The following is a 24,926-nucleotide window of genomic DNA, read 5'->3' as shown; positions in this document are numbered from 1 at the left end:
CCCTGCGTGTCAGGGTGAGTTGAGTCCACTGGTTCAGAGCAAATCGGCCTGACGCGGGGCGAGATTCGGATCGGTAGGCGATGACCAGCTCGATTGTTTCGGTGAACGACAATGAACGGATGGATCCGACCCACCCGAGAGCGGATGGGCCGCGGCGACGCCGCGCGTTCACCGCGGCGGACAAACTTGCGTACCTGTCGGCCTACGAACGGGCGTGTGAGCACGGTGAGGGTGGCGCCTACTTGCGGAAGGAGGGTTTGTATTCGTCGTTGATCAGCGAGTGGCGCAAGCAACGCGATGCCGGGGTGCTGGCGGGTAAGCGGCCCGGTGAGAAGGTCGGCCGGCTGAGCGCCGAGCAAGCCGAGATCGCTCGGCTGACGCGGGAGAACGCCCAGATGAGTAAGCGGTTGGGCATCACCGAGGCCGCCCTGGACATCATGGGAAAAGCACATGCTCTCTTGGAAAGTCTTTCCGAGAGAGCGGATTCCGACGACAAGCGCAAGAAGCGATGACGGACGTCTATCTGTCGCTGATCGCCGGTGGGGTCACGACCAGGCGGGCGGTGGTGTTGACCGGGTTGGTGCGCTCCACGGCGGCTCGGCGGCGCACGGCGGCCACCGCACCTACGCCGGTGGTGTCGGCCCCATCAGCGGGCGCCCCGGTCAACAAGCTGACCGATCTGGAGCGGCGCCGGGTCCTGGAGGTTCTCACCAGCGACCGGTTCGTCGATCTGGCGCCGTTGCAGATCTACGCTCAACTGCTCGACGACGGTGTCTACCTGTGTTCGGTGTCCACGATGTACCGGGTATTGACAGAGAACACGCTGGTGGCTGAGCGACGCCGGGTGGCGCGGCATCCGGCGAAGGTGTGTCCGGAGTTGATCGCGACCGCACCACGGCAGGTGTACAGCTGGGACATCACCAAGCTCGCGGGCCCGGTCAAGGGCACCTACTTCGATGCCTACGTGATGCTCGACATCTACTCCCGCTACATCGTCGGGGTGCAGGTCCACGCTCACGAATCCGGCGTTCTGGCCAAGGAACTGATGGAGCAGGTGTTCAAGGTGCACGGGGTGCCTCAGGTGGTGCACGCCGACCGGGGAACGTCGATGACGAGCAAGACCGTCGCCGCTCTGCTCGCCGATCTGGAGGTCACCCGGTCGCATTCGCGACCGAGGGTGTCCAATGACAACCCGTACTCCGAGTCGTTGTTCAAGACGTTGAAGTACGGGCCGGAGTTTCCCGAATGTTTCGGATCACTCTGTGATGCAAGGCAATTCATGGATCTGTTCGCCAATTGGTACAACCATGAGCATCGTCATACCGGGATCGGGCTACACACACCGGCTGATGTGCACTTCGGGTTGGCCATCGACAAAGCCGCCGACCGTCGCGTCGTGCTGACCGATGCCCGGACCCGACACCCGCACCGCTTCGCCACGGCCCGTGCGCCGAAGATCCTCGACCTACCCGACACCGCCTGGATCAACCGACCCGCCCAAGACACCACCGAGGAGGCCGACACGACAGCCGCTTAACACCCGATGGACTCATCCACCTTGAAAAATTCCGTNCGCCTGGATCAACCGACCCGCCCAAGACACCACCGAGGAGGCCGACACGACAGCCGCTTAACACCCGATGGACTCATCCACCTTGAAAAATTCCGCCCCTGCCAAAATCATCATGGGGGACACCGGTTCACTGGCACTGGGCGGCATCATCGCCGGGTTGTCGGTCACCAGTCGCACTGAGATCTTGGCCGTCATCCTGGGTGCCCTGTTCGTCGCGGAGGTGACCTCGGTTGTTATTCAGGTCATTTCGTTTCGCACCACCGGCCGACGGGTCTTTCGTAAATCTCCGCTCCATCACCACTTCGAGTTGATGGGGTGGCCAGAAACGACACTGACCATTCGTTTTTGGCTGATTGCGGCCATCGCCTGCGGCCTTGGAGTGGCGCTCTTCTACAGCGAATGGTTGACGGCCGCCGGAGCCTAGCTCCTCGGTAGACAGCTGCGGGCCCGGTTACCCCGAGAGAGGAAATAGCCGTCCACATTTTTTACAAACGAGACAGCGGACCGCCACTGCCGGTCAGTCTCCGGACCCAGGGGTGCTGAGGGTTTTCGTGGCGCAGTGATTGAGTGAGCCACGTGCGGCTGTCGTCGTCGAGATGTGGGAGGCAGCGTTCCAGGTCGAGAGTGTCCTTGGGCCGGGAGTGCTTCGCTTTGAGGAGGAGTTGGATCTCTGGTCGTAAGTACGTAATGCCATCGTGTGACCACAGACAATCGCTGAGAGGCCGGGTGATGTGGGAAGAGCGTTTGTAGACCCATGTCCGCTCACGAACGTCGTCGAGGAGGACGTCGTACTCCCAGGGATCGGCACCGCTGGCCCGCAACCAGAGGTTGCCTCAATCCTCTGGAACGGTCGACCCGTCGACAGCAAGCGGCGTCAGACTTCCCGCCGCGGCCCACACATCTAGAGAGGTGCCCGCGAACTCGATGAACCCCGCTGCCTCCGAGCGTGGGATTCCGATGTCGAGATCCGTGAGCACGCGTGGTTGCGGTGAACGCATCGATCGCCCACCCGCCGGCAACCCACCACCGACCCGAGTACCCGCTGAGAAAGATGACCGCCTCACGAGGTGTTCGAACCTTCCACGGGCCGTACAAGCGCACCACCTCAGCATGATCGAGCACGGTGACAAGTATGCGTCCCGATCAGGCCGTCTCAGAACGTGTGATTGGCGGTAGCACCCGAGACAAGACTCCCGATCTCCGATCCCAGGTCAAAATTGACCGAAGCGGAGCTCGCACAGATCGACGACCGGGTCTCGGTTGTTCGCAACTTTCCGCAGAATGACTATGCAGGCAGCGAGCCGGAACCCGTTGTGTCGTCTGGTCGTAAGACTTTGATCAGAGCGAGTCCTAGCGGACCATTGCCTTGCCCGGCACCGCGAAACCCTTTGCGTTCATAGAGGCGCTTGGCGGGGTTGCGCACGTGAACGTTGGTGCACATCGCGTCGTGGTCTTCCGCGAGGGCAACGAAGAGAGCGTCGAGCAGGAGCCCGCCAACACCGGCACCCCGTCGCCCGGGCGCAACGCCAATGCACAGCTCGGGCAACGGCACACCAGCAGCGTCACAGCGCAACGGCGGACTGCCGTAATAGGTCCATACCGCACCGAGCGGTGTGCCACTGTGGTCTTGGGCGATGATCGGCACCACCCCAGCAGGCGGGAGCATCTCCAATACTTCGTCGTCGTCGGAGTCGGGAAGAGGCCAATCTTCGATGACGCAGGCGTGACGCGCCATCTCGACAACGAACGAATCATCATCAGCTGTCGCCGCACGAAGGATGATGCGCGCAGGTGTCATCGCCGGATTCTCGCAGACACCCGGTGCTGCCCACACCTTGTTTCCCCTCCACGCGGTGAGCCAGCCGTCCGGACGAGACTCTCAATGATGGTGTCAAGTGCTGACCCGCATTGGCGATGTGCCGCGCAGTCAGGTGGTCGGGCCGATGAAGGTCTGCTCCAGTGTGGAACGCGTGTTCGTACAGCGCCACGCCGCACCCAGAAGTGAAGGCCGGAGTTGTCACGGCGTTGTCACAACTCATGCGGGATGCACAGAAATGGCGTGGCACGTACCGGAATCATCCGCGCAGGTCACGGACATATGATGCACGTTGCGACACCGCAGGAAACCCCGTTCTGCGGACTGTAAATCCGTCGGCTAACGCCTACACAGGTTCGAATCCTGTACCTGCCACACAGATCAGGCCCCCTTTCGAGGGGGCCTGACGTGTTTGTGGGGTGCGGCCGTCGCAAGGACATCGGTATCGGCCTCGGGCAGTTCGACGGGCTCCGCGACATCGCCGCGGCGTTCGCGGCGTGCCTTGAGGAAGGCGTAGATCGGGATGCCGATCAGCAGGAACAGCATTGCCTGGTAGACGGCCTGATATCCGGCGGTGAAGGCGACCCACAGCGAGAACAGGATGCTGGTGGTGGCGATCGCGAGATCGCGTGCCATCGCCCACCCGTGCACCTTCCGTCGCCGCGAGACGAGATAGGCCAGCTGCGCGCAGGCCGAGAACAGGTAGGGGATCGCAACCGTGACGACCGACAGTGCCACCAGATAGGTGAACACCGTCAGGCCGGTGTTGCCGCTGTAGGCGAAGGCCATCAGCAGTGAAGCGACGACGGTCGACACGAGGATGCCGAACCAGGGGCTGCCGTTGCGGAAGGTCTTGGCGAACTGGGGCAGGAACAGCCCGTCTACCGCGGCTGCTCGCGGCATCTCGGCCGTCACCAGCGTCCAGCCGTTCAGCGCCCCGAGCCCGGACACCACCGCGGTCGCGGCCACCAGTTTGCCCACCCAGGCGGCGGGACCGAACATCGTTTGGAAGGCATCGACGAAGGGCGCGCCGTTGCCCACCAGTGCGCCGTGGGGCACCAGACCCATCACGGCGGCGCTGACCGCGATGTAGAGCAACGCGCTGGCTGCCGTCCCGAGAACCGATGCTCGCCCGACGTTGACCCGAGGGTTCTGCACCCGCGCCGCGGCGATGGACGCGCACTCCACTCCGATGAAGGAGAACAACGCCACCCCGGCCGCGATGCCCACGGCGCTGTAGAGGCTGCCGCCACTGGCGTTGAACGCGCCGAAGTTGCTCGCCTTCACGAAGAACCAGCCGACGACGCCGACGACGACCAGCGGCAGGAACTTCAACACGACCGACACGTTCTGAAACCAGGCCATCTGCCTCAACCCGATCAGGTTCACCGCTGCCGGAATCCACAGCCCGAGTAGCGCGATGCCCAGATTCGTCCACGGCGACGGGTGCTCGATGGAGAACAACGACTCCACGTAGAGCACCCATGACGACACGATGGCGGCGTTGCCCGCCCACGCTGTGATCCAGTAGCACCACGCCGTGAGATAGCCGGCGAAGTCACCGAATTCGTGGCGCGAGTAGGCGTAGAGCCCGCCGGCGGACGAGGGCACCCGTTTGGTGAGCTGGCCGAACATCACCCCGAGGAGGATGGCACCGACGGCGATGACGCCGAGGACCAGAATCGAGCTGGTCCCGGCGCCGGCGAGCACGCCGGGCATCGTGAAAACGCCGGTGCCGATGATGCTGCCGACCACCAGCGCGGTCGCCGAGGTCAGGCCCAATGAGTGAGTGCCGTCCCCGTTGGCGGGCGGCGCGACGTCGGGTTCTGCTGAGGGGTGCGGAGGCGCTAGGACCATGGGACTTCCTTATCGGGAGTCTCGTTCGAGACGGTGATTTGAATGTTGTTGTGCATCAATGGATGTCGGTGGTACTGGATCAAGCGGTGAATCTCGTCGGCGCCCCACACCAGGAACGGGAACGGCGGGTCTGCCAACTACCCCAGATCCCACGACGGTGCAGCAGAGCTGAGTGCGGAATCATGCGGCGCGCGATGGCAGATAATCGGGGATACGTGCGGCGTTGAGCTGCTGCTCCACGAGTTCAGCGGCAAGGCGGCTGGACAGGTTCCGGACCGGCTGAGACTCCCAGCGATCGTGACGGTACACCCTCTAACTGCGCACCAGGTGAACACCGGGCGGCGCGATGATGCCTCTGAAGTGGCCCAACCCCGGACCGATTGACTTTCGGCCAGATGGGGAGTGCACTGAGAGACGCAGAGAGCATGCCGGTCTGGAACCGTGATCGTCGCCTGATGGCCATGATCATGGGAGCATTCGCTCAGCGCATCCAGAGTTTCGACTTCTCAAACCCACAGCGCTTCATTGCCGGTGTCCTGGATGGCGAAACTGTTTGAACACCTTGTTGTTCCAGCCATTCGCCGGTCCGTCGTGAAAGGTCGATTGCCGTGCCACATATGTTGGGTGTCGAGTCCGAGGTCGGTCAGCTGCGCCAGGCGATCGTGCATCGTCCCGGGCTGGAGTTGACGAGGCTGACGCCAGGCAACTGCGACAGTCTCCTGTTCGACGACGTGCTCTGGGCGGACAGGGCGCGCGAAGAGCACGACATCTTCACGCAGGAGTTGCGCGACCAGGGCGTCATCGTGCATCACTTCGCCGATCTCTTTGCCGAGACGCTCGCAGTACCCGAAGCGCGGGCTTTCGTGCTCGACCGGGTCTGCGGCGTGCACCGTGTCGGACCGACGTTGACGGCGTCGTTGCGTGCGCTTGCCGAAGACGTCGACACAAAAACATTGGCCGAGTTACTGATCGGCGGCGTCACCAAGTCGGACTTGTCCCCACTGCGTGCTGGCAGCCTACTGTGGCAGAGCCTGAACCTGGATGAGTTCATCCTGACCCCGGTGCCGAACACCCTGTTCCAGCGCGACAACTCGGCCTGGATCTACGGCGGTGTCACGATCAACCCGATGGCCAAGGCTGCGCGCCAACGAGAATCGATTCACTCGCGGGCCGTGTACCGCCATCACCCGATGTTCGCCGGCGCCCCGTTCCCCACCTTCTACGGTGATGACGACGACGACCATCAGCCCGCCACGCTCGAGGGTGGCGATATCCACGTCCTCGGCCGCGGCGCCGTCCTGATCGGAATGGGTGAACGCACCACACCGATGGGTGTGGAGATCCTGGCGCGAGAACTGTTCCGCCACAACGCCGCTACCACGGTTATCGCCGTCCGACTGCCCAAGTCCCGGGCTTTCATGCACCTGGACACGGTACTGACCATGATCGACACCGCCACGTTCGTCCGTTATCCCGACCTGGATCCGGCCGACTTACGGACGTGGGTCATCACTGCCGCCGACCCGGAGGAAGTAGATGGGCACGACACGGGTGGACTTCACGTCGAGGAGCGTGCGGATTTGTTCGCCTGCATCGCTGACGCGCTCGGGGTCGAGCAAGTCGTCGTCCTGGCCGCCGACGAAGACAGCCGCGCTGCCGAACGCGAACAATGGGATGACGCCAACAACTTCCTGGCGGTGTCGCCCGGAGTCGTGATCGGCTACGAGCGCAACACGGTCACCAACCGGATGCTCGAAGCGCACGGCGTCAAGGTGCTGCCCATCCCGGGCAGCGAACTCGGCCGCGCCCGCGGCGGCGCCCGCTGCATGACCTGCCCCATCCAACGCGACGGGATCTGATCACATGACGACTTCTCTCACCGGCCCGCTACGTCGCCAACGGCATCCCGGCTCGCTGCTCAAGGAACTCGACCTGGACAAGACGCAGGTACTGGCTCTGCTGGAGCTGGCGCGAAACCTCAAGCGCGCCAAGGCCGAAGGCACCGAGATAGCAGAGCTGGCCGGTAAGAACATCGCGCTGATCTTCGAGAAGGCCTCTACTCGCACGCTGTGCGCTTTCGAGGTCGCCGCCTATGACCAGGGCGCCCACGTCACCTACCTCGGTCCCAACGGCTCCCACCTCGGCAGCAGCGAGTCCATCGCCGACACCGCGCGCGTGCTGGGCCGGATGTTCGACGGCATCGAGTTCCGTGGCTTCGCCCAATCCGGTGTCGAGCAGCTGGCCGACTATGCGGGCATTCCGGTCTGGAACGGGCTGACCACCGAATGGCATCCGACCCAGATGCTGGCCGACGTCCTGACCATGACAGAGCATCACGAAGGTCCCCTGGAAGAGATCGCCTACTGCTTTTGCGGTGATGGCCGCAACAATGTCGCCCGCTCGCTACTGATCATCGGTGCGCTGCTGGGCATGGACGTCCGCATCGCCGCTCCGCGCGAGCTGTGGCCACCCGGTGACGTGATCGCCGCTGCGCATCGGTTGGCTGCCCGCAGCGGTGCGCGCATCCTGGTCACCGATGACGTCGAGCGCGGAGTGTTGGGCGCTGAATACGTCTACACCGACGTGTGGGTCAGCATGGGCGAGTCCGACGACGACTGGGAGACCAGGGTTCCCATGCTCCTGCCGTACCGCGTCACCGAGGAACTGATGGCGTCCACGGCTCGCCAGGACACCAAGTTCATGCATTGCCTGCCTTCGTTGCACAACACCGACACCGACCTCGGACGACGTCTGTATAAGCGGTTCGGGCTCGACGGTGCCGAAGTTGCCGACGCGGTGTTCGAATCGCCGGCCTCCGTCGTCTTCGACCAGGCCGAGAACCGGCTGCACACCGTCAAGGCCGTGCTGGTCAACGCGTTCACCACGGACGAGTTGCGATGATCGGTCTCGTGACCGTCCGACTTCTGGACGGCAGCTGACATGCGCATCGTGGTCGCACTCGGCGGAAACGCCCTTCTGCGCCGAGGCGAAAGACTCGATGCCAGTGTCCAACTAGGGCACATCCAGGCGGCGGCAGGGGTCCTCGCCCCGCTCGCTGACGCCCACGACCTGCTCATCTGCCACGGCAATGGACCACAGGTCGGCATGTTGGCAGTGGAGAGTGAGAACGATCCAGATCTGACCCGGTCCTATCCGCTTGACGATCTGGTCGCCGAGACCCAAGGGATGATCGGCTACTGGCTGACTCAGTCGCTGCGCAACGCCGGCGTACACAAACCGATCCTCAGCGTGATAACGCAAACCCAGGTTGACCCCACCGACTCGGCCTTTCGGGCGCCGACGAAGTTCGTCGGTCCGGGCTACTCCGCCGCTCGCGCACAGGAACTCGCCCAGCGGCACGGATGGAGCATCCGCGCCGACGGCGGCCGGTGGCGGCGCGTCGTGGCCTCCCCGGACCCGCGCCGCATCATCGAGCAGGATTCCATTGCCTACCTCGTGGACTCCGGAACGGTGGTGATCTGCGGCGGGGGCGGCGGTGCGCCGGTCACTGCGGATGCCGAGGGTCGGCTCGGCGGGATCGATGCTGTCGTGGACAAGGACTACGTCGCCGCCCTGCTGGGCATCGCGGTACACGCCGACAGGTTGCTTGTGCTCACCGATGTTTCCGCCGTGATGCGAGACTTCGGCACACCGCAGGCCGCACCCCTGGCTCACCTCGAACTTGAGGAGCTCGCCACCATGCAGTTTCCGGCCGGGTCGATGCAACCGAAGATCGAGGCCTGCCGCCGATTCGTCTCGGCCACTGGACATCCCGCAGTCATCGGTGCCCTGACCGATGCGCCGGCACTGCTCGCCGGCACTGCCGGTACCACTATCAGCGCGGTCAAGGCACGCATGGCGCAGGAAGTATCCGCCGTGACGGGATCCCGCTAGACCTGAGTCCGATCGAGGCCTGTCGTCCGCGACGCCCGGTACCCGCCAGGTCGAAATCAACTGTGCAACAACGAAAGTCAATTTCCTATCGACGGTCTCCATCTCGTCGTGGATTTCGTGCCGCAGTTCTCCCGGATCGGCGTAGAGTTATCGATATCGGCCGTACTTCGTACAGGTGACCTTTCGAGTAGAGGCGCCGCCGATCTGAGTAATCTGGCCGATTTCCGGCCGAGACAGGACGTCGCATGACGCGACAGCAGGCACTTGACAACGTTGAGCAGTCCACGGTTCCGGCGCACACGCCGCGGTTGCGCTTGAAACCGAAGGAGCGCCAGAGTGGATACGTCGACGGCGCCTGGTGGCCACACGGCAATGACCTCGCGGCCGAGCTGCCGGACCTGTTGGCGGTGCTGTCGGTTCGCCTCGGCCCCATAGTTCGTGTGCTGTACAACTTCGACGAATGGCCCAGCGCGCCCCGGAAGTTCATCACCGGCGGTCGCGTCGTACGGCTCGATGGATACTCGCTGCAACCAGGCAACACCATCGAAGTGATTGGACTCGACAACGGCCGGATCGTCCTACTGGTCGTCCCGCCGGCCACTGATGAACGGCACGCGCACACCACCATGATGGCTGCAGCGGAATCCGGCTCCGCCTCAACGGTGGATTCCCTGCTGTCCTTGGACAGCGGTTCCGAGTTAGTGGCTCCGAGTTAGCTGGCCTGCTGGACGTGGACCGGCGGCGTGTCGGCCGCGTAGGAATGGGTGCTGAGGTGCAGGCCGCCATCGACCACGGCGCCACCGCGGAAGAAGTGGGATTCGCTCTGCCAGCCGCACGCGCATACCGCGCGGTTCCGGAACAACCGTGCGATCACTTCAACGCCCATGCATTCACGGTAGATCGGCCGTCTGAGAGCTGCCCGCGGTCAACCTAGGGAAAGGCTGTGCAAGTTCCCTTGTCAAATACTGGCGCGCGGTGAAGATTTCGACCCCCGAAGTATCCAGTGCGGGCCCGGGTCGGCGTGGTATCCGTTCCGCATCCAGGTGTCTGTTGTCAGACTCGGGGGTACCGGGTTCTCCGTGCACGTCGACGACACCACCAAGCAGGCGTGGCTGCAGATCGGTCTTGCTGCGGATGGCCCGGAGATGTACCAGAACGACCTGGTCGATTGGACCGACACCACGTTCGAGAAGGGTCGTCTCACGTCCGGCCACACGTTCGCGCCGCCCCCCGCCCGGGCTAACGACCGCTTGCCGCCTGCAACGCATAGATCACGATGCCGATGGTGAAAAGAACCAGCAGTGCGACGGCCGAGTACTGCAGCCACCGACCCAACGACGGGTAGCGGACGTCGATCTCATCTCGTTTGTGCCGCACTCGTCGTCGAATTACCCGAGTTTTACGGCGAATTTCAGCCAGGACAGTTGTCACCGAGTTACCCCTACCCCCGATAAAACAGTTGATCAGATCAACTGAGACACCCCGTTGTGCACGCCATTGTTGAGCAGATAGTAGCCCCCAGGACCCGACAGTACATGCCCTGGCGAGCACTTTTGCTGTGGCTCCAGGCGAAATATCGGTGCTGGTTCGTCGGCCGCGGCATTCGAATGAGGCCGCAAAGCTACTCGAAAAGTGGTGATTGAAAATCAGAAAAAATATTTGCAACTGTGCCAGCGCAGAAAGGCGATCCGATAATCGCATGCCCCGACATGTTCGAGCCCTCCCGGCGGTTTGCCGAGAGGGCTCGAGTGCGTTCGTCTGATTGCCTGACTCCTCAGCGGGGCTCGTGCCTCGCCTCGCATCGGTCGTCAGGCGTTCGTCTGATTGCCTGACTCCTCAGCGGGGCTGGTGCCTCGCCTCGCATCGGCCCTGAGCTAGGCGACGCTCGCCAGATCGTCCGCGGTGACGGCGTTGTTGGCCGTGTTGTAGACCGGCATGCTGACGCTGACGCCGGACACATTGATCACCCCGAACTGCGTGAAGTTCAGGAAGGGGGTGGCTGAGGAGACGATCTGCAGCGTCAGATGACTTTGGGTGCCGCCGGCGTTGACGGTGTAGGCGATGTCCTCCATCGGGATCTGCACCGTCTGCTGCTGGCCGTTCAGCGTCACCGGGATCGGCGTGACGATGTTGCCGACGACCCGTCCGGTGTCCTCGTCGACGATCTGCGCATACACCGACCGGCTGGTGCCGAGCCCGGAGTAGGTCATCGTCAGCGTCGGCGCTCCCGCGATATTCGCTTCGGCGGTGCCGACATTCAGCGGGATGTTGATGGCGTTACTGGCCGGTGCTCCGAGGCCGAGCGAGTACGGGATCGGAATGTCGGTCTGGGGTCCCGAGCCGCCGATGAGCGGGATGATCGGCAGAAGACCGCCGGACCCTTCGGTGTTCAGATTGTCCGCCGCGGGCAGGTTGAAGTTGGGGTCGGTCGGGAGCAGATCAGATGCGTGGTAGACGCCGTTCTGGTCGATCCACTGGAACTTCGGCGGATCGGCGATGGTCTCACCCTTGACGTATTTGTCGAGCCAGTTCAGCGTCTGCTGCGTGAGGAATTCCGATTGCGCTTGCTGCTGGGCGGCGGTCAGATCCAGGCAGGCGCCGTGGCCACCGCAGAACCAGATCATCGCCTGCTGGGTGGTCGGGTTGAGCATCTGCGAGTTCATCAGAGCCTGTTGGAGGGGGAACAGCACGTCTACTGTGCCCTGGATGAACAACGTCGGGGCGGTGATGTTGCCGTCCAGGAAGTCTGGGCCGCTACTGGCGAGCAGCGCCTGCTGGCTGTCGGTCAGCACGCCGAGCAGATCCCCCAGGACGATGCCCTCGTAGATCTGAGTGTTGATCCGGGCGCCCGTGGTGACCAGAGACAGCAGCAGCAGCGATGCGTACGAGGTCTTGAAGGTGGACTGGGGGTACAGCGAGTCGTTCAGGTTGTTCCAGGCGATACCGGGCACGATCGCGTCGATCCGCTTGTCGATCCCGGCGGCCACCAACTGGATGCCGCCGCCGTACGAGCCGCCGACCATGCCGATGAGCGGGTCGCCGGTGGCGTCCTTCTGAACCGAGTCCATCGTCTGGGCCCAGTCGATGATGGCCGAGACGTCCTGGCCTTCGAACGCGGGGGAGTCGAGCTGCAGGGTGCCGGTGGAGGCGAATTCGCCGCGCGGATCCCAGGTGATGACGTTGTAGCCGTCGTTGCGCAGCGGTACCAACCCGGGCACCAGTCCGCTGACAATCGTGACCGAGGTGGGGTCGATATTGCCTGCGGTTCCCAGGCCGGGACCGTTGAGAACGGTCGGCGCGCTTTGGCCGGTCTGGAGCCCGGTGGCCGGGAAGTAGTTGACGCTGATCAGTGCGCCGCCGACGGAGGGGACCTTGGTGGTGAACGCGACCGGGTTGTCGCCGACAAGAGTGCCCACCGGGACCACGACGTTGGTGATGGTCGAGGCGCCGATGAGTGGTGCGAGCAAGACGTTGACGCCGGGCACCTGGTAGAGCGCCATCACGACCGGCTGGACTATCAGCGATCCGACCACCGGAATGCCGACCAACGCTGTCACCAGCGGAGTGGTCTCGTTCACCAGCACCGAGAAGCTTTCGGTGCCGTGGCTCTGCACCACGGAGAAGTCGGGCAGGAAACTGAAGCTGCCGTCGGTGCTGTTGAGGGTGACCTTGCCGCCCGCACTGGGGGCACCGATGACGGTGTAGGTCAGGGGAGACGTACCCGTGCCATTGACGTTGCCGTAGATGACACCGTTGGTCAGGTTGAAGCTCGGGTTGGAATCGACTGCGGCGGAGACGAGTTGACGGCGGCTGGCTGTGGCGAGAAGTAAGTCGGTCGGCGAGGCCACCGGTGTGGTGGGCGAGTTGCCGGTGAAGATGTCGCCGATCAGGGCTGCGAGCAAACCGCCCGGCGACGACGATGTGGCGCTGGCGGCGCTGGGTGCCGACAGCTGCGCCGTCGCAATCGGTACGACCAGTCCGCTGGCAGTCGTCGTCAGTGACGTCGACGTGGTGCTGGTGGCCGCGGGCTTCGATGTCCTGATGGGGGCGAACCGGGTGGTGATGGCCGGCAGCGCAGCGGTGTTATCGGCCGCGGCGGCCGAGGTGTCGGTGCCAGTGCTTCCGGTGGAGCCGGTGGTGGTCGCCGCGACGACCTGGGGCTTGGGCTTTTTCGATGATGCGGCCGACGCTGTCGACGGCCGTGATGCCGAGGATTTCGACGGTCCCGCCGACGGTTTCGAGGGGCTGCTGTGCGCCGCGCTGTCAGAATTCGCTGATGTGCCGGGAGTGCCGGTGTCGGCTGCGGCCACACCGTAACCGGTGAGCATCGCAGCGCTCACCCCAAGCGCGACGGCAAATCCACTGACCAGGTCCAAATGCTTTGCAGCCCACATGCTTTCCTCCTGGGAAAAGGCCGACCATCGCCTCGGCAAACTTTATGCCTCCGTCAATTCGATGAGGCGAAAATTTAACACTTAAGTAAATCTCTAATCTTCTGCCGATTTGCCGTCACGCTCGGGTTGCAGGGTGTACAAGCCTGGACAGCAGAGAGGCCGGATGCTCGCGCATCCGGCCTCTCTGTCGTGACTCTCGGTAGCTCAGCCCAACTCGGCTTGCCAGCCCTTGATCGTGCTGTCCTGCTGCTGGCCGAACTGGACCACCAGGTCCTGCGGCGCCGGATCGTTACCGGGACCGGTGAATTCGACCGTCGTCGCAGTGTTGCCCTGGGTGAACAACAACAGACTGACCGACTGCCCGTTGGCCCCAGTGCCCGTGAGGATCGTGCCGTCGACCCCCACCGGAGCGGGCTGCGACTTCGGGTTGGCGATACCACTGCCGGCCCGTGCCGCGTTCAGCGCGTCAGTGGCCGCGGTCGGATCGGCCAGAACCAGGACCGTATCGGTGATGGCGCGGCTGCCGTCGCGGTGGTTGTAAACCGCCTGCGCGCCCTGCTGCCCATTCGGGTCGAGAATCGGCGCCCCGGATGAGTAAGCATCGGAATCGGTGACGGTATTCGGGTGAACGAGCAAACCCGTGTAATCACCAGGATCTGCGGAAGCAATTCCGAGACCGCTGACACTTGCTCCGGCAATCATCAGCGCGCCCGCGGTCAGGCGGCGCATTGCAGTAAATGAACGACTCATGGCGTCCTGTTCCAATCTGTGCGGTTGGCTTTTATGTCTGGACGCGTCAGCACGGGTAGCACGAGAATCCGCGCCAGCCGTCCCGCCAGAACCAGCCAGGCCCGCAGCCCATATAGCCGGTGGTGCCCTGGCAGTCGAACATGAGCACCTTCGGTCCCTGCGCGGGTGCCGGAGTGGTGATTGTCTGGTTGGGTGTGGTCGTCGACGCGGCTTGTGCCGATTGAGCGCCCGCAACCGGGACGACAATTAGTGCCGCGGCGGCAACCGCCAAAGCAATTCTTCGCATTAATCTCTCCCCGAGGTCTGATGTGAGGTGTGTAGATTACCGCCGTTTCGAGCGCATGGCTCTGCATTTCGATGAAGCGGTATTGAACAGTGTGAAGCGATCGAATTGTAATGAGGTGCCGGGCTTTCGGGCAGACGTCACAAGGGCGTGTCGTCGGTGCGCCCGGGTGCGGGCAGCCGCAACATCAGGCGGGTGCCGCCAAGCGGGCTCACCTCCAGGGAGGCGGTCCCGCCGTGCAGCTCGGCCTGCTGGGCGACCAGCGCCAGCCCGAGACCCGAGCCGGTGCGTGAAGCGGTCGAACCGCGGGCGAAGCGCTCGAAGACGGTCTTGCGTTCCTCTTCGGGGACACCACTGCCGTTGTCGTCGACGGTGATCTCCACGCCCTCGGCGGAACTGATGGCGTTGAGCCGGACTTCGGTGGCGCCACCGTGTTTGACCGCGTTGGTGATGGCGTTGTCGATCACCAACCGCAGCCCCGCCGGCAGTCCCAGCATGAGCACCGTGCTCAGTGTCCCCAGCGATACCGACAGGTCGGGATAGGTGCGCATCGCGTCGTGCGCCGCCCGGTCCAGCAGCTCGGTGATGTCGACGGGCACGAAGTCGTCGACCGTGGTCAGCTCGCCCTGCGCGAGGCGCTCCAGCGCGGTCAGCGTCACCTCGATCCGGCCCTGGGTGCGCATGACGTCGCCGATGACCTCGTCGCGCTGCTCGGCGGGCAGTTCCAGGGTGGAGAGCACCTCGAGATTGGTGCGCATGGCCGTCAGCGGAGTGCGCAGCTCATGAGAGGCGACGGCGGCGAAATCGCGCGCCGACTCCAGTGCCGCCTTGGTACGTTCCTGTTCGGTCTGGATCCGGGCTAGCATGCCCTCCACTGCCTCGGCGATCTCCACCGCCTCCCACACCCCGCGCACCTGGACCTCGTCGGGTTTGGACTGGGCATTGATGACGCGGGCCTGTTGGGCCAGCAGGCGGAAGGGGTTGATCATGATCAGCGAGAACACCCAGCCGATCAGGATCGCGCCGGCGATGATGCTGCCGCAGATGATCAGCACGCGCAGGTGCAGTTCGTTGATCCGCTTCTGGGTCTCGGCGATCGGTGCGCCGATCGCGATGGTGGCCGGCCCGGCGACGAAGGTGCGGACGCGATAGTGCACGCCGTCGATGGTGGTGTCGGCGAAACCGTTCTCGAACTCCGGCAGGACGATGTCGCTGGGCACCGAAACGGTGGCACCCCCGATCCGTGCGGTCCGCACCAGGCCGCCTTCGGGAATGGGCTGGTCGGTTCCCGAACTCAGCACGCTGCCGAGCAGATTGCTGAAATCACCGAGGCTGCTCAGTGAATCCAGTCGCCGGTCCAGCTGGCTGTACAGGTCGTTGGTGATACCGACCCACACCCAGGTGCCGATGATGATGACGGTGGTCACGACGCCCAGTGCGGCGACGATCACGATGGTGCGCAGCGACAGCATCCGCAGCGGTAACCGCAACAGCCAGCGTATTCCTTGGCCGATGTCTTTCATGGTGTCTCGTTACAGCTCACCCGACGATCTTGCCTGATCGATCGCGTGGAGCCCGGCAGGTGTGCGGTCTAAGCCGCGGCGTGCTGTGCGGTCTTGGTGTGCTTGGCCTGCCCGGCGGGGCCGGCCTTCGCGGCTGGTGCGGTATCGGCGGAGGCCGAGGCCGCGCTGACCTGATCGCCTGCCGGACCGCCGGAGGTGGCGCGGTGTTTGCCGCCGGTGCTGCGCGCGGCGTTCGGCACTGCCTTGACGCTGTCCCGAGTTGTCTTGTCCCGCAACTGAATAGTGGCGGGTGCCGCGGTGTCGGCGGCCGCCTTACGTGCGGTCAGCGCAGGCAACCCCGCACCCGGTGTCGCCAGGGCAGTCACGGTGTTCACCACTGAGCGGGGAATCTCGGAGATCGCTGTCGCCACGTCGTTGAGGGCGCCGGTCACTGCCTCGGCGGCGGTACCGACCAGCGCGGCCAGCGAGCTGATGGCGCCGGGGCCGGTTCCGGTCGCGAGGCCGATGGTGCCCAGAGGAAGGGAACCGAGTTCCAGGGAGAAGTTGAAGTCGAGCGCGTTGAATACCGAGCCGGCCGGGCTGAGCAGTCCGCCGAAGGCGATTCCCAACTTGACGCCGTTGGGGAATTGCAGGCCCAACGCGGGGCCCGCCGTCGCCACCAGCGAGGTCAGGTCCAGGTGAACGCCGCCATAGAGGAATGCGTTGACCAGGGCGGCGGGAGTGCCGGCCAGTGTCGCGAGGGCACCGCCGACATCCCCTGCGGCGACGTCGGCGGCGATGGACTGCAGGTTGGCGGTCAGTAGCACGGCGGGCCCGGCGAGGGGACCTGCCAAGCCGAGTAGCACTCCGCTCAGTGAGCTCGTAGAGAAGTCCACCAACTCCTGCGCAGTCGGCGAAATCGTCACCAGGCCAAGTGTTTTCATAACCGGTAACAGGTTATAGAAAGCGGCGTGGCTACCGTCCAGGGTCGACTGGTCGGGGCCGAGGATGTCGGTTGTGGCGGCCAGTTGGACCGTCGGCGAGACCTGGGCCAGGGAGTGTGGCGGCATGTACGCCGGTGGGATCGCGAGGGCGCCGGCCCCCACGATCGCAACAGCGAGTGACGTCAAAGGGCGAATGGCGGTTGGCATGGGCGACTCCCGACTGTCGTTCCGCTGACCAGGCGAACGTATCCCGACTTGTGGCGAGATGTATTGAATTCGGTTGAGTACGTTCAGGTTTGGTGCGTCTTTGAGCGAGGTCGACGCAGTAGGGCAACGGGGCGTCGGATTGCGGCATCTACGGTGACCGCGAACTTCCGTTCAAGAAACCCGCCAGGGCTAATCAGGCGGCGGCGGCCGGCGTGGTGATGGTCGCCCGGGTGCCACCGCCCTCGGCCGGGACGAACTCCATCGTCCCGCCCATCGCCTCGGCCCGCGCGACCAGCGATGCCAGCCCGATATGTCCCTCGGTGATCCGTTTGTCGACGAGTGCCGGGTCGAACCCTTTGCCGTTGTCGATCACCGACAGGGTGATCCAGCGATCGTCGCGCTCGAGGCGGATCAGTACGCGGGTGGCGTCGGCATGTTTGACGACGTTGGTCAGCAGCTCGCGGGCCGCCCGGTACAGCAGGTCCTGGACGAGCGGCTTACCGACGTCGGTCAGCTCGGTCTCGATGTCGAAGTGATCCCGACCGGCATATTGGTGCACCAGTTCGCGTACCGCGGCTGCCAACCCGAGCTCCGCCAGCACCGCCGGATGAAGCGTCGTCAGCGTCGACCGTAGCTGCGTGGCGGTGCGGGTCACGGCCAGGCGTACGGCTTCGAGGTCCGGGTCGTGGTAGCGCTCGGCGAGTTCTTCCAAATCCAGACGGGCGGCCAGCAGATTCTGCAGCGGCCCGTCGTGCAGTGTTTCGGCCAGTTCTCGGCTGGAGATCTCATCTGCGCGCATCGATTCCGACACCAGTTGACGCCGCATTTCGAGCAGCGTTTTCACCCGGGCCGTGCGTCGGGACAGCACCAGGCACAGGGCGGTGGTGGCGAGTGCGAACCAGAACAGGAAAGCGAAGTGGACGTAGACGATGTTCGGCAGCCCGACCGTGTCGTCGCGTTTGGAGTAGACGATCCACACCGCGAGGTACGCCACCGCGGTGGCCGCGCCGAGCGCCCCGGTCAGCCAAGGCCGGTCCTGGAACGCGATCAGGATCGGCAGCAGAAAGAAGACCGGCAACAGCCAGGCGGTGGCGCCGCCGGAAGACAGGCACAGCGTCACGATGGCGACGATGTCGATCGTCGTCGACAGCCAGCCCGTCCAGGCCGGCACCCGCCCACGCAGCACGATGGACAACCAGAGCACCGCGGCGATGAAATAGACGAGCAGCGTCGTGTTGTAGACAGCGGGAAGCCAGTTCTTGACCGCGCCGACGTTGGTGATCAACACGATCAGGCCGATCATCGGCAGCCGGAGTGCCGCCGCCACCCGCACTGGTTCCGCGGCGAGGTAGTCGACGATGGGGTTGAGTGATCGCACTCCGCTATTCCAGCAGTCGGCGCCGCATGGCCTCGGCAACGGCTGCGGCCCGGTCGTTGACGCCGAGCTTCTCGTACAGCCGCTGCACGTGGGTTTTGACGGTCGACGGCGCCAGATACAACTCACCGGCGATGGCGGGGACGGTTTTGCCGTCCGCGATCATGACGAGTACTTCGCGTTCGCGGGCGCTGAGCGTCGGCCCCGAGGGTTCGTTGCGCTTCCGAATCTCACCGGCCAGGCCGGCCGCCATCGATGCGGGCACGACATCGTGCCCCTTGGCGCAACTCAGGACGGCGGCGACGATTTCACTGCGGCTCGATTCCTTGGGCAGAAAGCCTGCCGCACCTTCCTGTAGGGCGTGGTAGACGATGGCCGCGTCATCGTGCGCTGAGATCAGTAGCACCCGGGTGGGAAGTTCGTCGCGGGTGACCGCGGCGGCGACTTCTGCTCCGTCCATCCCCGGCATGCGGTAATCCAGCAGGGCGACCTGCGGTTTGTGGGTTCTGATCGCCTCCAGCGCCGATGTTCCGTCGTCGGCCTCGGCCACGATTTCGATCTCGCCGCTGTTCTGCAGCGCACGCACCACCCCGTCGCGGAACAGCGGGTGATCGTCCCCGACCACGACTCGGACCTTTTCCATCATCAGCGCACCGTCTTTCGCACGAAGTGAGCTTCCCACAGCCGGGGCGAGGGGGTCCCCCTATCGGGGGACACGCGATTCATCCGGTCTATCCACCACTTGGCTGACAGGCCGATGCCGCTGCGCGCGGGATAGTTATCTCATCGCCGGAGAACGGCGGGGACAGAACTGAAAAGTTCACGTGCACAAGGAGATTAGCAATGAGTATCATCGTCGGTCTGATCGTCGCGGGGATCGGGATGGCCGTCGCCGCAGCCCTGATCTCGATGGACGACACGACGATCGCGAACCAGGCCGAAGCCCACAAGCATCGGATGTCTACCAACGCCTAAGCCACCACTGTCGCGGAAGTGGGGTCAGGGCCTGGATGCTTCGGCATCCGGGCCCTGAGTCGTTGTCGAGGCCATACTGCTTGCTGATCTGTGCATCACCGCGGCGTCGTGCGGCCGTGTCGGCTCCAGTCATCGGCGATCCTCTGCATCGACGGGTGAATGTTGCCGTGGCTGACGAGTCGGACGTCGAGGCCTGCATGCTCGACGGTCCTCAGCGCTCGCACGATGGCATCGTCGATCCAGTTGTCATCATTGCCAAAGGCGTTGCCGCCAACGCGGGTCAGGAGGACGGTATTCGTATCGACGTCCTCTGCGGCGGCCAGGAGAGTTGCTTCATAGGCCGCTTCCAGGACCAGACGCGCGAACGATTCCCACCTCTGGCCGGGAATGTGGCTGTACGCGACTGGCAGTGCAGAGCAGAAGGCTTGCGAGACATGCGGCGTCTCGCCCGGGATGCGAGTCACCTCGACATTGCGGTGCAGGCCGATGGCGAGCTCGCCGCGCAGCTCCTGGCTCAGGCGTTCGTCGGCATTCGACAGGGCTGCCGAGATCGCATCAAGACCCTCGGATGTGCAGAGCGCGTAGCCGTTTCGCATCTCCCACAAGTCGTGTGCGGGAATGTCGAGGTGTTCCGACAGGGTTGCACCCACGTGGGCCAGCCCGTCGAGAAAGCGGTGCCGCGTCTGGCCGACCTCGTCGCCGATCGGCACGCAGTAGTTGCGGTAGATGGTGGCTGCGCCGGCGGCGACTGCACACGCTGGCCCCTGCGTGTGATCGCCTGAGTAGCGGGCGACGCCGTCTCGCGAAAGCCCATCAGTTGCTCGAACCAGTCCGGTGTCCCCATGGCTGCATGATTCCATCCGGCGCCGACCGCATCGGCAAACTCTGTGAGCTGAGTCACAACAGGCGTAACGTAAAGGTCTATCTGCATCGAAGGGAGATGCGCATGAAGGGTGCCCATCACGACCCCATAGATCACTCCCGCACAACTCAGCAGCATGCCGGTGAATCGTTCATCGACACCCTGTGGTTGCCCGGCCTGTGGCTGATCGGGCTCGGAGTGGTGACGATCGCCGGGATGCTGGCGGCGATGGCCTATCAACACGACGAATGGCTACTGCCGCTGTGCCTCGTCGCGGGGGCGCTGGTGACCGCGGGTGGACTCTTGGTCGCCCTCGAGCACCACCGCGTCAAGCGCGTCGAGGAACGGTGGTTCGCCGACCATCCGGACCGGCGGCCGCACCTGCCCACCAGCTGACACGCCCGTCGCTACGCTCGGACGATGGATGCCGAGCATGTCTGGATCGATAAGCAGACACCAGAGGCCTATCGCGCGGCCGTCGGTGTCTCGACTGCTGTCTTCAATGCCGCGAAGGAAGCGGAACTCCCGCGCACACTCGTCGAGCTGATCAATGTTCGGGTGTCCTTGCTCAACGGCTGTGCCACCTGTCTGGAAGTGCACTTCCGGAAAGCAGCCGAGGCTGGTGTGACGCCGAAACAGCTTGCGACGCTGTCACAGTGGCGCGAGACGGAGCTTTTCGATGAGCGTGAGCAGGCGGCGCTGCGGCTTGCCGAGATCACCACCGAGTTGCCTGATCACGACACCGCCGAACGCGAGTACGCCCGCGCCCGTGCCGTGCTCACCGAGGAGGAACTCTCGGCAATCGTGTGGGTGGCTATCGCCATCAACGCGTTCAACCGGGTGTCGATCCTGAGCAGGCACCCCGTGCGGGCGAGCTCAACGGGAACGGCGAGATGACGGGGTCGGCGTGGATCGGCGAAGTCGGTGAGCAGTCACTGCCCATCGCGATCTCCAACACCCATGCGATCGGTGCCTGCCACCCGGGGTGATCGAGTGGGTGAACGACGTCCACCCGGAAGCGACACTGCCGAGGGTCCCCGATCGGGCCAGCGTTTGGCGGCAAGATGGTCCCCGATGAGCATTCCGGATCTGACGACGCATGCCGTCGGAATGTCGGCGACGGGCGCCGGCGCGCTGGCCGCGGCGTGGTTCACCTGGCGGCTGTGGCAGCGGGTGATTCGTACCGTCATCACGTGTCTTGTCGTCGGATTGGTGGTTTACCTGGCGTTTCCCGACTTGGCCCATCGCCTCAGCGGGGATGTGCCTGCGCCAGTCACCACCAACACGGGAGTTCAGTAGCCGGTGGGCGGTATCCAGGGCGCAAGGGCCTCCCAGCGAACCCGGCGACTTGCTCGCGGGCCGCGGTTCGGGCTTGTATGGAGGTCATGCCTGAAATGGATCGCCGCCGCGCGATGATGATGACGGGGCTTGGCCTCCTGGCGGCCACCATCCCGATCGCCGAAGCTCGTGCGGACCAGCCGCGACCGGACGTGCCCACCGGGCGCCTGCCCCTTCCCGCCGCACCGGCTGGTCAGACCTACCTTTTCCAGGACGATTTCAACGGTCCCGCGGGTTCTGCGCCCGATCCGTCGAAGTGGGAGGTGGCGCTGGCCCGGGAAACAATGGAGGACCCGACGTTCTGGGAGCTACCCGAGAACGTCGGTCAGTACCGCGACGACCGCCGCAACGTCTACCAGGACGGCAAGTCCAACCTCGTCTTCCATGCCGCGAAAGACGGCAACACGTACTACAGCGGCAAAGTCTTCGGAAAATGGCGCGGCGGCATCGGCACCACCTGGGAAGCGCGCATCAAGCTGAACTGCCTCACCCCGGGTGCCTGGCCGGCCTGGTATCTGGCCAACAACAGCCCGGTCAACGGCGGCGAAGTCGACATCATGGAGTGGTACGGCAACGGCAAGTGGGCTGCGGGCACCGCCGTGCACGCGAAGCTCAACGGTGGCGAGCACGTCAGCCAGACCATCGCGCCGGACAGCGCCTGGCACAACTGGCGAGTCCAGTGGGACGACGCGGGTATGCGGTTCTGGAAGGACTACTCCGACGGGGCGCTGCCCTACTTCAACGTCGCGGCGCAATCGCTGCCCGACTGGCAGTTCAACGAGCCCGGTTACCAGCTGTTTCCCGTGCTGGATCTCGCGGTTGCGGGCTCCGGTGGCGGCGACCCCAGTTCGGGCACCTACCCCGCCGACATGCTCATCGACTGGGTACGCGTCTGGTAGTCGTCCACCGATCGGAGGACACGTGGCTCATCTGTTGGAGGGGCCAGTCAGCTGACGGGCTGACGTGCGTGAGTGCGACATAGTTGTCTCAAGGCCGGAACGCACCGGCAGGGAAACTGAAAAGCTAACTCACACAAGGAGTTTCCGATGAACGCCACCTTCCGTCGCCTTGCAGCAGGAGCCGCCCTGGCCATCGCGCCCGCGCTGCTCGCGGTGGGCGTGGCAGCGACCAGTCACGCAGGCAACAGCATCGTGGTCCCCAACCCGGGCCCGCAGATCCATGCCGGCAAGAATTACGCCGGGGGTGGCCAAGGCGTCAACGGCACCAATATCAAGCCGGGTTCGCGCGAGCATCACCACTGGCAGCGGATGCAGGGCATCAAATAAGCCCAGGTTAGAGTCGCGACGTGCCCAAGATCACCGCCCCCTCTGTGGAGGCGCACCGCGAACACGTCCAACGACGTGTTTTCGAGGCGTTCGCCGCGTTGATGGCTGAGCACAGCTTCGATGCGATCACGATGGCCAAACTCGCGGCCGCCGCCGATATCGGGCGTACGGCGATCTACCATCACTTCGCCGACAAGGAAGCGGTGGTCGTCGCGTTCGCGTCGCACGAGACCAGCCGGTACATCGACGGCCTGCGCGCCGACCTGACCGGGGTCGACGATCCGGTCGAGCGCCTGCGGATGTACATCAGGTACCAGCTCGATGCGGGTCAGCAATTCCATATGGGACTGGGTCCGCAGTTGTACGGCGCATTGTCGATGGACACCATGCGCGCCATCCGCGAACACGTCGTCGCCATCGAAGATGTGCTGCGGGAAATCCTGACCGCCGGCGCTGCCGGGGGTCAGTTCACCATCGAGGACGAGACCGCCACGATGTCGCTGATCCACGCTTGTCTGGCCCCGCGCGATCTGCCGGTCTCGGCGATCGAGCGGTTCGTGCTGCGCGCGCTCGGCGCGAAAACGTAGCTCCCACATCTGCTCGCCACCGTGCTAGCTTCCTGACAGACTGTCATAATCGTTTTGACACGTTGTCAGACCTGTTGGGTAAGCGTCGACCATTTCTGGAGCAGAGCATGTCGCTGAGCGCCGCCGAGGCCGTCCGTCCGTTGTCCGTCGCTATGAAAGAAGGCTCGGCCCAAGAACATAGCGCCGCCGAACAGTCGCCGTTCGTCTCGGAACTGCTCGCAGGCCGGGTCAACGAGCAGGGCTACGTCGACTATCTGTTGCGGCTGCGCACGGTCTACGCCGCGCTGGAGGACGCCGTCCGGGCCCGTCGTGAGGATCCGATCGTCGCCGCGGTCTACGACCCGGCGCTGGAACGCCTCACCGCGATCGACCAGGACCTGGAGCATTGGGCACCCGGCGGTCCGCGTGAGGTGGAATCCGTCGCCGCGCAGGCCTACCGGGACCGAATCATCGACGCCTCCTGGGGTGGGGCCTTGGTGGCCCACCACTACACCCGTTACCTCGGTGACCTCTCCGGTGGCCAGGCCATTGGTCGGATCCTTGACCGCAGCTTCGAGTTGGGCGGCGCGGGGCTTGCGTTCTACGACTTCCCGATGCGCCCCAAGCCCTACAAAGACTCCTATCGCGACCGGATCGACGGGCTAGGCCTGGACGCCGACGATATCGATCGTGCGGTCGACGAGGTCAAGGTCGCGTTCAGCCTGAATCAGTCGGTATTCGACGAACTCGCGGGAAACCTGCCGGCCTACCGCCGCTAGTTCTATCGTCGCCCTTCATGGGCGTCACTCTGGACTGGGACTGGGCTCAGCGCACCGGCGGCAATCTGTCCCCACGGGAGCACTGCCATCTGGTCGGGGCGATCCTGCGTGACGTCCCTGGCGCCCTGGTCGGCGTCGTCCGATACCGCCTCGGTCGCCGTTCGTCCTGGCGCATTCCTACCGCACGTACTTCCTCGGCAAGGCGCTCGCCACCGTCGAGGGTGTCACCGTCGACGACGAGCCGTCTTATCTGACTGCCCTGATGCACGACATCAACCTGGAACACCCCACGCCGGGACGATGTTTCGCGGTCACCGGCGGTGAGCGCGCACAGCAATTGCTGGCCGAGTGGGTGCCGATCCGGCCGTTGCCGAAGCGGTTGCGAGTGCCATTTGCGGCCATGTCACTGCGGGGGCCGACCATGACCTCAGTGATCCGGCGGGTCTCGTGCACGCGGGTTCCATGGCTGACTGTGTGGGACGTCGACTCGACACGATCGGCCCGGCCTGGCTGGCGGAGCTGCAG

Annotated in this window: 29 protein-coding genes, 1 tRNA gene and 1 pseudogene; 19 read left to right on the top strand and 12 right to left on the bottom strand. The window is 64.5% G+C overall.

The window, feature by feature from the left end; genetic code table 11:
* Positions 1 to 119: 119 nt before the first annotated feature.
* Positions 120 to 1,537 (top strand): IS3 family transposase gene (locus H7J73_RS16400; protein WP_264068504.1). Its coding sequence is split into 2 segments (ribosomal slippage): positions 120 to 486 and positions 486 to 1,537, totalling 1,419 coding nucleotides; the frame shifts between segments, so codons are not numbered across the junction.
* A gap of 124 nt (positions 1,538 to 1,661) precedes the next feature.
* Positions 1,662 to 1,997 (top strand): annotated as a pseudogene (locus H7J73_RS16395) (MraY family glycosyltransferase); the annotation flags it as partial.
* A gap of 861 nt (positions 1,998 to 2,858) precedes the next feature.
* On the opposite strand, the gene H7J73_RS16390 reads toward H7J73_RS16395, so the two are convergent.
* Positions 2,859 to 3,371 (bottom strand): GNAT family N-acetyltransferase, encoded by a 513-nt coding sequence (locus H7J73_RS16390; RefSeq protein ID WP_264068503.1) that lies wholly within the window; start codon positions 3,369 to 3,371, stop codon positions 2,859 to 2,861.
* A 285-nt stretch (positions 3,372 to 3,656) separates the two neighbouring features.
* On the opposite strand from H7J73_RS16390, the gene H7J73_RS16385 reads away from it, so the two are divergent.
* A tRNA-OTHER gene (locus tag H7J73_RS16385) sits at positions 3,657 to 3,763 on the top strand.
* Between the two features lie 7 nt (positions 3,764 to 3,770).
* Here H7J73_RS16385 and H7J73_RS16380 read toward each other — a convergent pair.
* The gene (locus H7J73_RS16380) at positions 3,771 to 5,246 is read right to left on the bottom strand and encodes an APC family permease (RefSeq protein WP_264068502.1); all 1,476 of its coding nucleotides are present in this window, start codon (positions 5,244 to 5,246) and stop codon (positions 3,771 to 3,773) included.
* Positions 5,247 to 5,671: 425 nt separating this feature from the next.
* On the opposite strand from H7J73_RS16380, the gene H7J73_RS16375 reads away from it, so the two are divergent.
* The 5 genes from H7J73_RS16375 (at position 5,672) to H7J73_RS16355 (ending at position 9,856) form a co-directional block, all read left to right on the top strand.
* Complete coding sequence (locus H7J73_RS16375) at positions 5,672 to 5,803, top strand: hypothetical protein (protein WP_264068501.1); 132 nt, start codon at positions 5,672 to 5,674, stop codon at positions 5,801 to 5,803.
* Positions 5,804 to 5,863: 60 nt separating this feature from the next.
* Positions 5,864 to 7,105 carry an arginine deiminase gene (locus H7J73_RS16370; protein WP_264068559.1) on the top strand — a complete coding sequence of 414 codons (1,242 nt, stop codon included), beginning with the start codon at positions 5,864 to 5,866 and terminating at the stop codon, positions 7,103 to 7,105.
* Positions 7,106 to 7,109: 4 nt separating this feature from the next.
* Entirely contained in the window at positions 7,110 to 8,147 is a 1,038-nt protein-coding gene (gene argF / locus H7J73_RS16365) for an ornithine carbamoyltransferase (protein WP_264068500.1), read from the top strand.
* A gap of 39 nt (positions 8,148 to 8,186) precedes the next feature.
* A complete protein-coding gene (locus tag H7J73_RS16360; RefSeq protein ID WP_264068499.1) occupies positions 8,187 to 9,140 on the top strand; it encodes a carbamate kinase in 954 nt (317 codons plus the stop codon).
* A gap of 245 nt (positions 9,141 to 9,385) precedes the next feature.
* Entirely contained in the window at positions 9,386 to 9,856 is a 471-nt protein-coding gene (locus H7J73_RS16355; RefSeq protein ID WP_264068498.1) for a DUF5994 family protein, read from the top strand.
* Here H7J73_RS16355 and H7J73_RS16350 read toward each other — a convergent pair.
* The 3 genes from H7J73_RS16350 to H7J73_RS16340 all read right to left on the bottom strand — a co-directional run bounded on the left by H7J73_RS16350 (position 9,853) and on the right by H7J73_RS16340 (position 12,988).
* Positions 9,853 to 10,026: a hypothetical protein gene (locus tag H7J73_RS16350; protein WP_264068497.1), complete on the bottom strand. Its 174-nt coding sequence runs from the start codon at positions 10,024 to 10,026 to the stop codon at positions 9,853 to 9,855. The two genes, H7J73_RS16355 and H7J73_RS16350, sit on opposite strands and share 4 nt — an antisense overlap.
* A 353-nt stretch (positions 10,027 to 10,379) precedes the next feature.
* Positions 10,380 to 10,517, bottom strand: coding sequence for a hypothetical protein (locus H7J73_RS16345; protein WP_264068496.1), 138 nt, complete (start codon positions 10,515 to 10,517; stop codon positions 10,380 to 10,382).
* Positions 10,518 to 11,014: 497 nt separating this feature from the next.
* Positions 11,015 to 12,988: a CocE/NonD family hydrolase gene (locus tag H7J73_RS16340; RefSeq protein ID WP_264068495.1), complete on the bottom strand. Its 1,974-nt coding sequence runs from the start codon at positions 12,986 to 12,988 to the stop codon at positions 11,015 to 11,017.
* Here H7J73_RS16340 and H7J73_RS16335 point away from each other — a divergent pair.
* On the top strand, positions 12,957 to 13,457 hold the full coding sequence (locus tag H7J73_RS16335; RefSeq protein WP_264068494.1) for a hypothetical protein: 501 nt from the start codon (positions 12,957 to 12,959) through the stop codon (positions 13,455 to 13,457). The two genes, H7J73_RS16340 and H7J73_RS16335, sit on opposite strands and share 32 nt — an antisense overlap.
* A 281-nt stretch (positions 13,458 to 13,738) precedes the next feature.
* Here H7J73_RS16335 and H7J73_RS16330 read toward each other — a convergent pair whose 3' ends face one another.
* The 6 genes from H7J73_RS16330 to H7J73_RS16305 all read right to left on the bottom strand — a co-directional run bounded on the left by H7J73_RS16330 (position 13,739) and on the right by H7J73_RS16305 (position 19,241).
* The gene (locus H7J73_RS16330; protein WP_264068493.1) at positions 13,739 to 14,284 is read right to left on the bottom strand and encodes a hypothetical protein; all 546 of its coding nucleotides are present in this window, start codon (positions 14,282 to 14,284) and stop codon (positions 13,739 to 13,741) included.
* 46 nt (positions 14,285 to 14,330) lie between these two features.
* A complete protein-coding gene (locus tag H7J73_RS16325) occupies positions 14,331 to 14,570 on the bottom strand; it encodes a hypothetical protein (protein WP_264068492.1) in 240 nt (79 codons plus the stop codon).
* 137 nt (positions 14,571 to 14,707) lie between these two features.
* Positions 14,708 to 16,045, bottom strand: coding sequence for a sensor histidine kinase (locus H7J73_RS16320; RefSeq protein ID WP_276031372.1), 1,338 nt, complete (start codon positions 16,043 to 16,045; stop codon positions 14,708 to 14,710).
* 113 nt (positions 16,046 to 16,158) lie between these two features.
* Positions 16,159 to 17,220, bottom strand: a complete 1,062-nt coding sequence (locus H7J73_RS16315) for a hypothetical protein (protein ID WP_264068490.1) — start codon at positions 17,218 to 17,220, stop codon at positions 16,159 to 16,161.
* A gap of 193 nt (positions 17,221 to 17,413) precedes the next feature.
* A complete protein-coding gene (locus H7J73_RS16310; RefSeq protein ID WP_264068489.1) occupies positions 17,414 to 18,598 on the bottom strand; it encodes a sensor histidine kinase in 1,185 nt (394 codons plus the stop codon).
* Positions 18,599 to 18,602: 4 nt separating this feature from the next.
* Complete coding sequence (locus tag H7J73_RS16305) at positions 18,603 to 19,241, bottom strand: response regulator transcription factor (protein ID WP_264068488.1); 639 nt, start codon at positions 19,239 to 19,241, stop codon at positions 18,603 to 18,605.
* 197 nt (positions 19,242 to 19,438) lie between these two features.
* Here H7J73_RS16305 and H7J73_RS16300 point away from each other — a divergent pair, with 197 nt between their 5' ends.
* The gene (locus H7J73_RS16300; RefSeq protein WP_264068487.1) at positions 19,439 to 19,570 is read left to right on the top strand and encodes a hypothetical protein; all 132 of its coding nucleotides are present in this window, start codon (positions 19,439 to 19,441) and stop codon (positions 19,568 to 19,570) included.
* 95 nt (positions 19,571 to 19,665) lie between these two features.
* Here the strand turns inward: H7J73_RS16300 and H7J73_RS16295 are convergent, their stop codons facing one another.
* Positions 19,666 to 20,280: a hypothetical protein gene (locus H7J73_RS16295; protein ID WP_264068486.1), complete on the bottom strand. Its 615-nt coding sequence runs from the start codon at positions 20,278 to 20,280 to the stop codon at positions 19,666 to 19,668.
* A 236-nt stretch (positions 20,281 to 20,516) separates the two neighbouring features.
* Here H7J73_RS16295 and usfY point away from each other — a divergent pair, with 236 nt between their 5' ends.
* From usfY to H7J73_RS16255, 9 genes are all read left to right on the top strand, one after another.
* Complete coding sequence (gene usfY / locus H7J73_RS16290) at positions 20,517 to 20,828, top strand: protein UsfY (RefSeq protein WP_264068485.1); 312 nt, start codon at positions 20,517 to 20,519, stop codon at positions 20,826 to 20,828.
* A 24-nt stretch (positions 20,829 to 20,852) separates the two neighbouring features.
* Positions 20,853 to 21,329 carry a carboxymuconolactone decarboxylase family protein gene (locus H7J73_RS16285; RefSeq protein ID WP_264068484.1) on the top strand — a complete coding sequence of 159 codons (477 nt, stop codon included), beginning with the start codon at positions 20,853 to 20,855 and terminating at the stop codon, positions 21,327 to 21,329.
* Positions 21,326 to 21,421 carry a hypothetical protein gene (locus tag H7J73_RS33855; protein WP_353961996.1) on the top strand — a complete coding sequence of 32 codons (96 nt, stop codon included), beginning with the start codon at positions 21,326 to 21,328 and terminating at the stop codon, positions 21,419 to 21,421. The genes H7J73_RS16285 and H7J73_RS33855 overlap by 4 nt, the downstream gene beginning before the upstream one ends.
* Before the next feature lie 85 nt (positions 21,422 to 21,506).
* Positions 21,507 to 21,731 carry a hypothetical protein gene (locus H7J73_RS16280; protein ID WP_264068483.1) on the top strand — a complete coding sequence of 75 codons (225 nt, stop codon included), beginning with the start codon at positions 21,507 to 21,509 and terminating at the stop codon, positions 21,729 to 21,731.
* Between the two features lie 86 nt (positions 21,732 to 21,817).
* The gene (locus H7J73_RS16275) at positions 21,818 to 22,669 is read left to right on the top strand and encodes a glycoside hydrolase family 16 protein (protein ID WP_264068482.1); all 852 of its coding nucleotides are present in this window, start codon (positions 21,818 to 21,820) and stop codon (positions 22,667 to 22,669) included.
* Between the two features lie 147 nt (positions 22,670 to 22,816).
* Positions 22,817 to 23,056, top strand: a complete 240-nt coding sequence (locus H7J73_RS16270) for a hypothetical protein (RefSeq protein ID WP_264068481.1) — start codon at positions 22,817 to 22,819, stop codon at positions 23,054 to 23,056.
* A gap of 20 nt (positions 23,057 to 23,076) precedes the next feature.
* Positions 23,077 to 23,643: a TetR/AcrR family transcriptional regulator gene (locus H7J73_RS16265; RefSeq protein ID WP_264068480.1), complete on the top strand. Its 567-nt coding sequence runs from the start codon at positions 23,077 to 23,079 to the stop codon at positions 23,641 to 23,643.
* Between the two features lie 107 nt (positions 23,644 to 23,750).
* On the top strand, positions 23,751 to 24,401 hold the full coding sequence (locus H7J73_RS16260) for a biliverdin-producing heme oxygenase (RefSeq protein WP_264068479.1): 651 nt from the start codon (positions 23,751 to 23,753) through the stop codon (positions 24,399 to 24,401).
* Between the two features lie 17 nt (positions 24,402 to 24,418).
* Positions 24,419 to 24,655, top strand: a complete 237-nt coding sequence (locus tag H7J73_RS16255) for a hypothetical protein (protein WP_264068478.1) — start codon at positions 24,419 to 24,421, stop codon at positions 24,653 to 24,655.
* Positions 24,656 to 24,926: the final 271 nt, after the last annotated feature.

The organism is Mycolicibacterium komossense (assembly GCF_025822605.1).
Classification (GTDB): domain Bacteria; phylum Actinomycetota; class Actinomycetes; order Mycobacteriales; family Mycobacteriaceae; genus Mycobacterium; species Mycobacterium komossense.
This window is presented reverse-complemented; position numbering and strand designations above follow the sequence as displayed.

Bases quoted from the DNA above. Each gene is read 5' to 3' on its own strand.
- H7J73_RS16390 (WP_264068503.1), bottom strand. From the start codon at position 3,371: ATGACACCTGCGCGCATCATCCTTCGTGCGGCGACAGCTGATGATGAT.
- H7J73_RS16380 (WP_264068502.1), bottom strand. From the start codon at position 5,246: ATGGTCCTAGCGCCTCCGCACCCCTCAGCAGAACCCGACGTCGCGCCG.
- H7J73_RS16375 (WP_264068501.1), top strand. From the start codon at position 5,672: ATGCCGGTCTGGAACCGTGATCGTCGCCTGATGGCCATGATCATGGGA.
- H7J73_RS16370 (WP_264068559.1), top strand. From the start codon at position 5,864: ATGTTGGGTGTCGAGTCCGAGGTCGGTCAGCTGCGCCAGGCGATCGTG.
- argF (WP_264068500.1), top strand. From the start codon at position 7,110: ATGACGACTTCTCTCACCGGCCCGCTACGTCGCCAACGGCATCCCGGC.
- H7J73_RS16360 (WP_264068499.1), top strand. From the start codon at position 8,187: ATGCGCATCGTGGTCGCACTCGGCGGAAACGCCCTTCTGCGCCGAGGC.
- H7J73_RS16355 (WP_264068498.1), top strand. From the start codon at position 9,386: ATGACGCGACAGCAGGCACTTGACAACGTTGAGCAGTCCACGGTTCCG.
- H7J73_RS16350 (WP_264068497.1), bottom strand. From the start codon at position 10,026: ATGGGCGTTGAAGTGATCGCACGGTTGTTCCGGAACCGCGCGGTATGC.
- H7J73_RS16330 (WP_264068493.1), bottom strand. From the start codon at position 14,284: ATGAGTCGTTCATTTACTGCAATGCGCCGCCTGACCGCGGGCGCGCTG.
- H7J73_RS16325 (WP_264068492.1), bottom strand. From the start codon at position 14,570: ATGCGAAGAATTGCTTTGGCGGTTGCCGCCGCGGCACTAATTGTCGTC.
- H7J73_RS16315 (WP_264068490.1), bottom strand. From the start codon at position 17,220: ATGCCAACCGCCATTCGCCCTTTGACGTCACTCGCTGTTGCGATCGTG.
- H7J73_RS16305 (WP_264068488.1), bottom strand. From the start codon at position 19,241: ATGATGGAAAAGGTCCGAGTCGTGGTCGGGGACGATCACCCGCTGTTC.
- H7J73_RS16300 (WP_264068487.1), top strand. From the start codon at position 19,439: ATGAGTATCATCGTCGGTCTGATCGTCGCGGGGATCGGGATGGCCGTC.
- usfY (WP_264068485.1), top strand. From the start codon at position 20,517: ATGAAGGGTGCCCATCACGACCCCATAGATCACTCCCGCACAACTCAG.
- H7J73_RS16285 (WP_264068484.1), top strand. From the start codon at position 20,853: ATGGATGCCGAGCATGTCTGGATCGATAAGCAGACACCAGAGGCCTAT.
- H7J73_RS33855 (WP_353961996.1), top strand. From the start codon at position 21,326: ATGACGGGGTCGGCGTGGATCGGCGAAGTCGGTGAGCAGTCACTGCCC.
- H7J73_RS16280 (WP_264068483.1), top strand. From the start codon at position 21,507: ATGAGCATTCCGGATCTGACGACGCATGCCGTCGGAATGTCGGCGACG.
- H7J73_RS16275 (WP_264068482.1), top strand. From the start codon at position 21,818: ATGCCTGAAATGGATCGCCGCCGCGCGATGATGATGACGGGGCTTGGC.
- H7J73_RS16270 (WP_264068481.1), top strand. From the start codon at position 22,817: ATGAACGCCACCTTCCGTCGCCTTGCAGCAGGAGCCGCCCTGGCCATC.
- H7J73_RS16260 (WP_264068479.1), top strand. From the start codon at position 23,751: ATGTCGCTGAGCGCCGCCGAGGCCGTCCGTCCGTTGTCCGTCGCTATG.
- H7J73_RS16255 (WP_264068478.1), top strand. From the start codon at position 24,419: ATGGGCGTCACTCTGGACTGGGACTGGGCTCAGCGCACCGGCGGCAAT.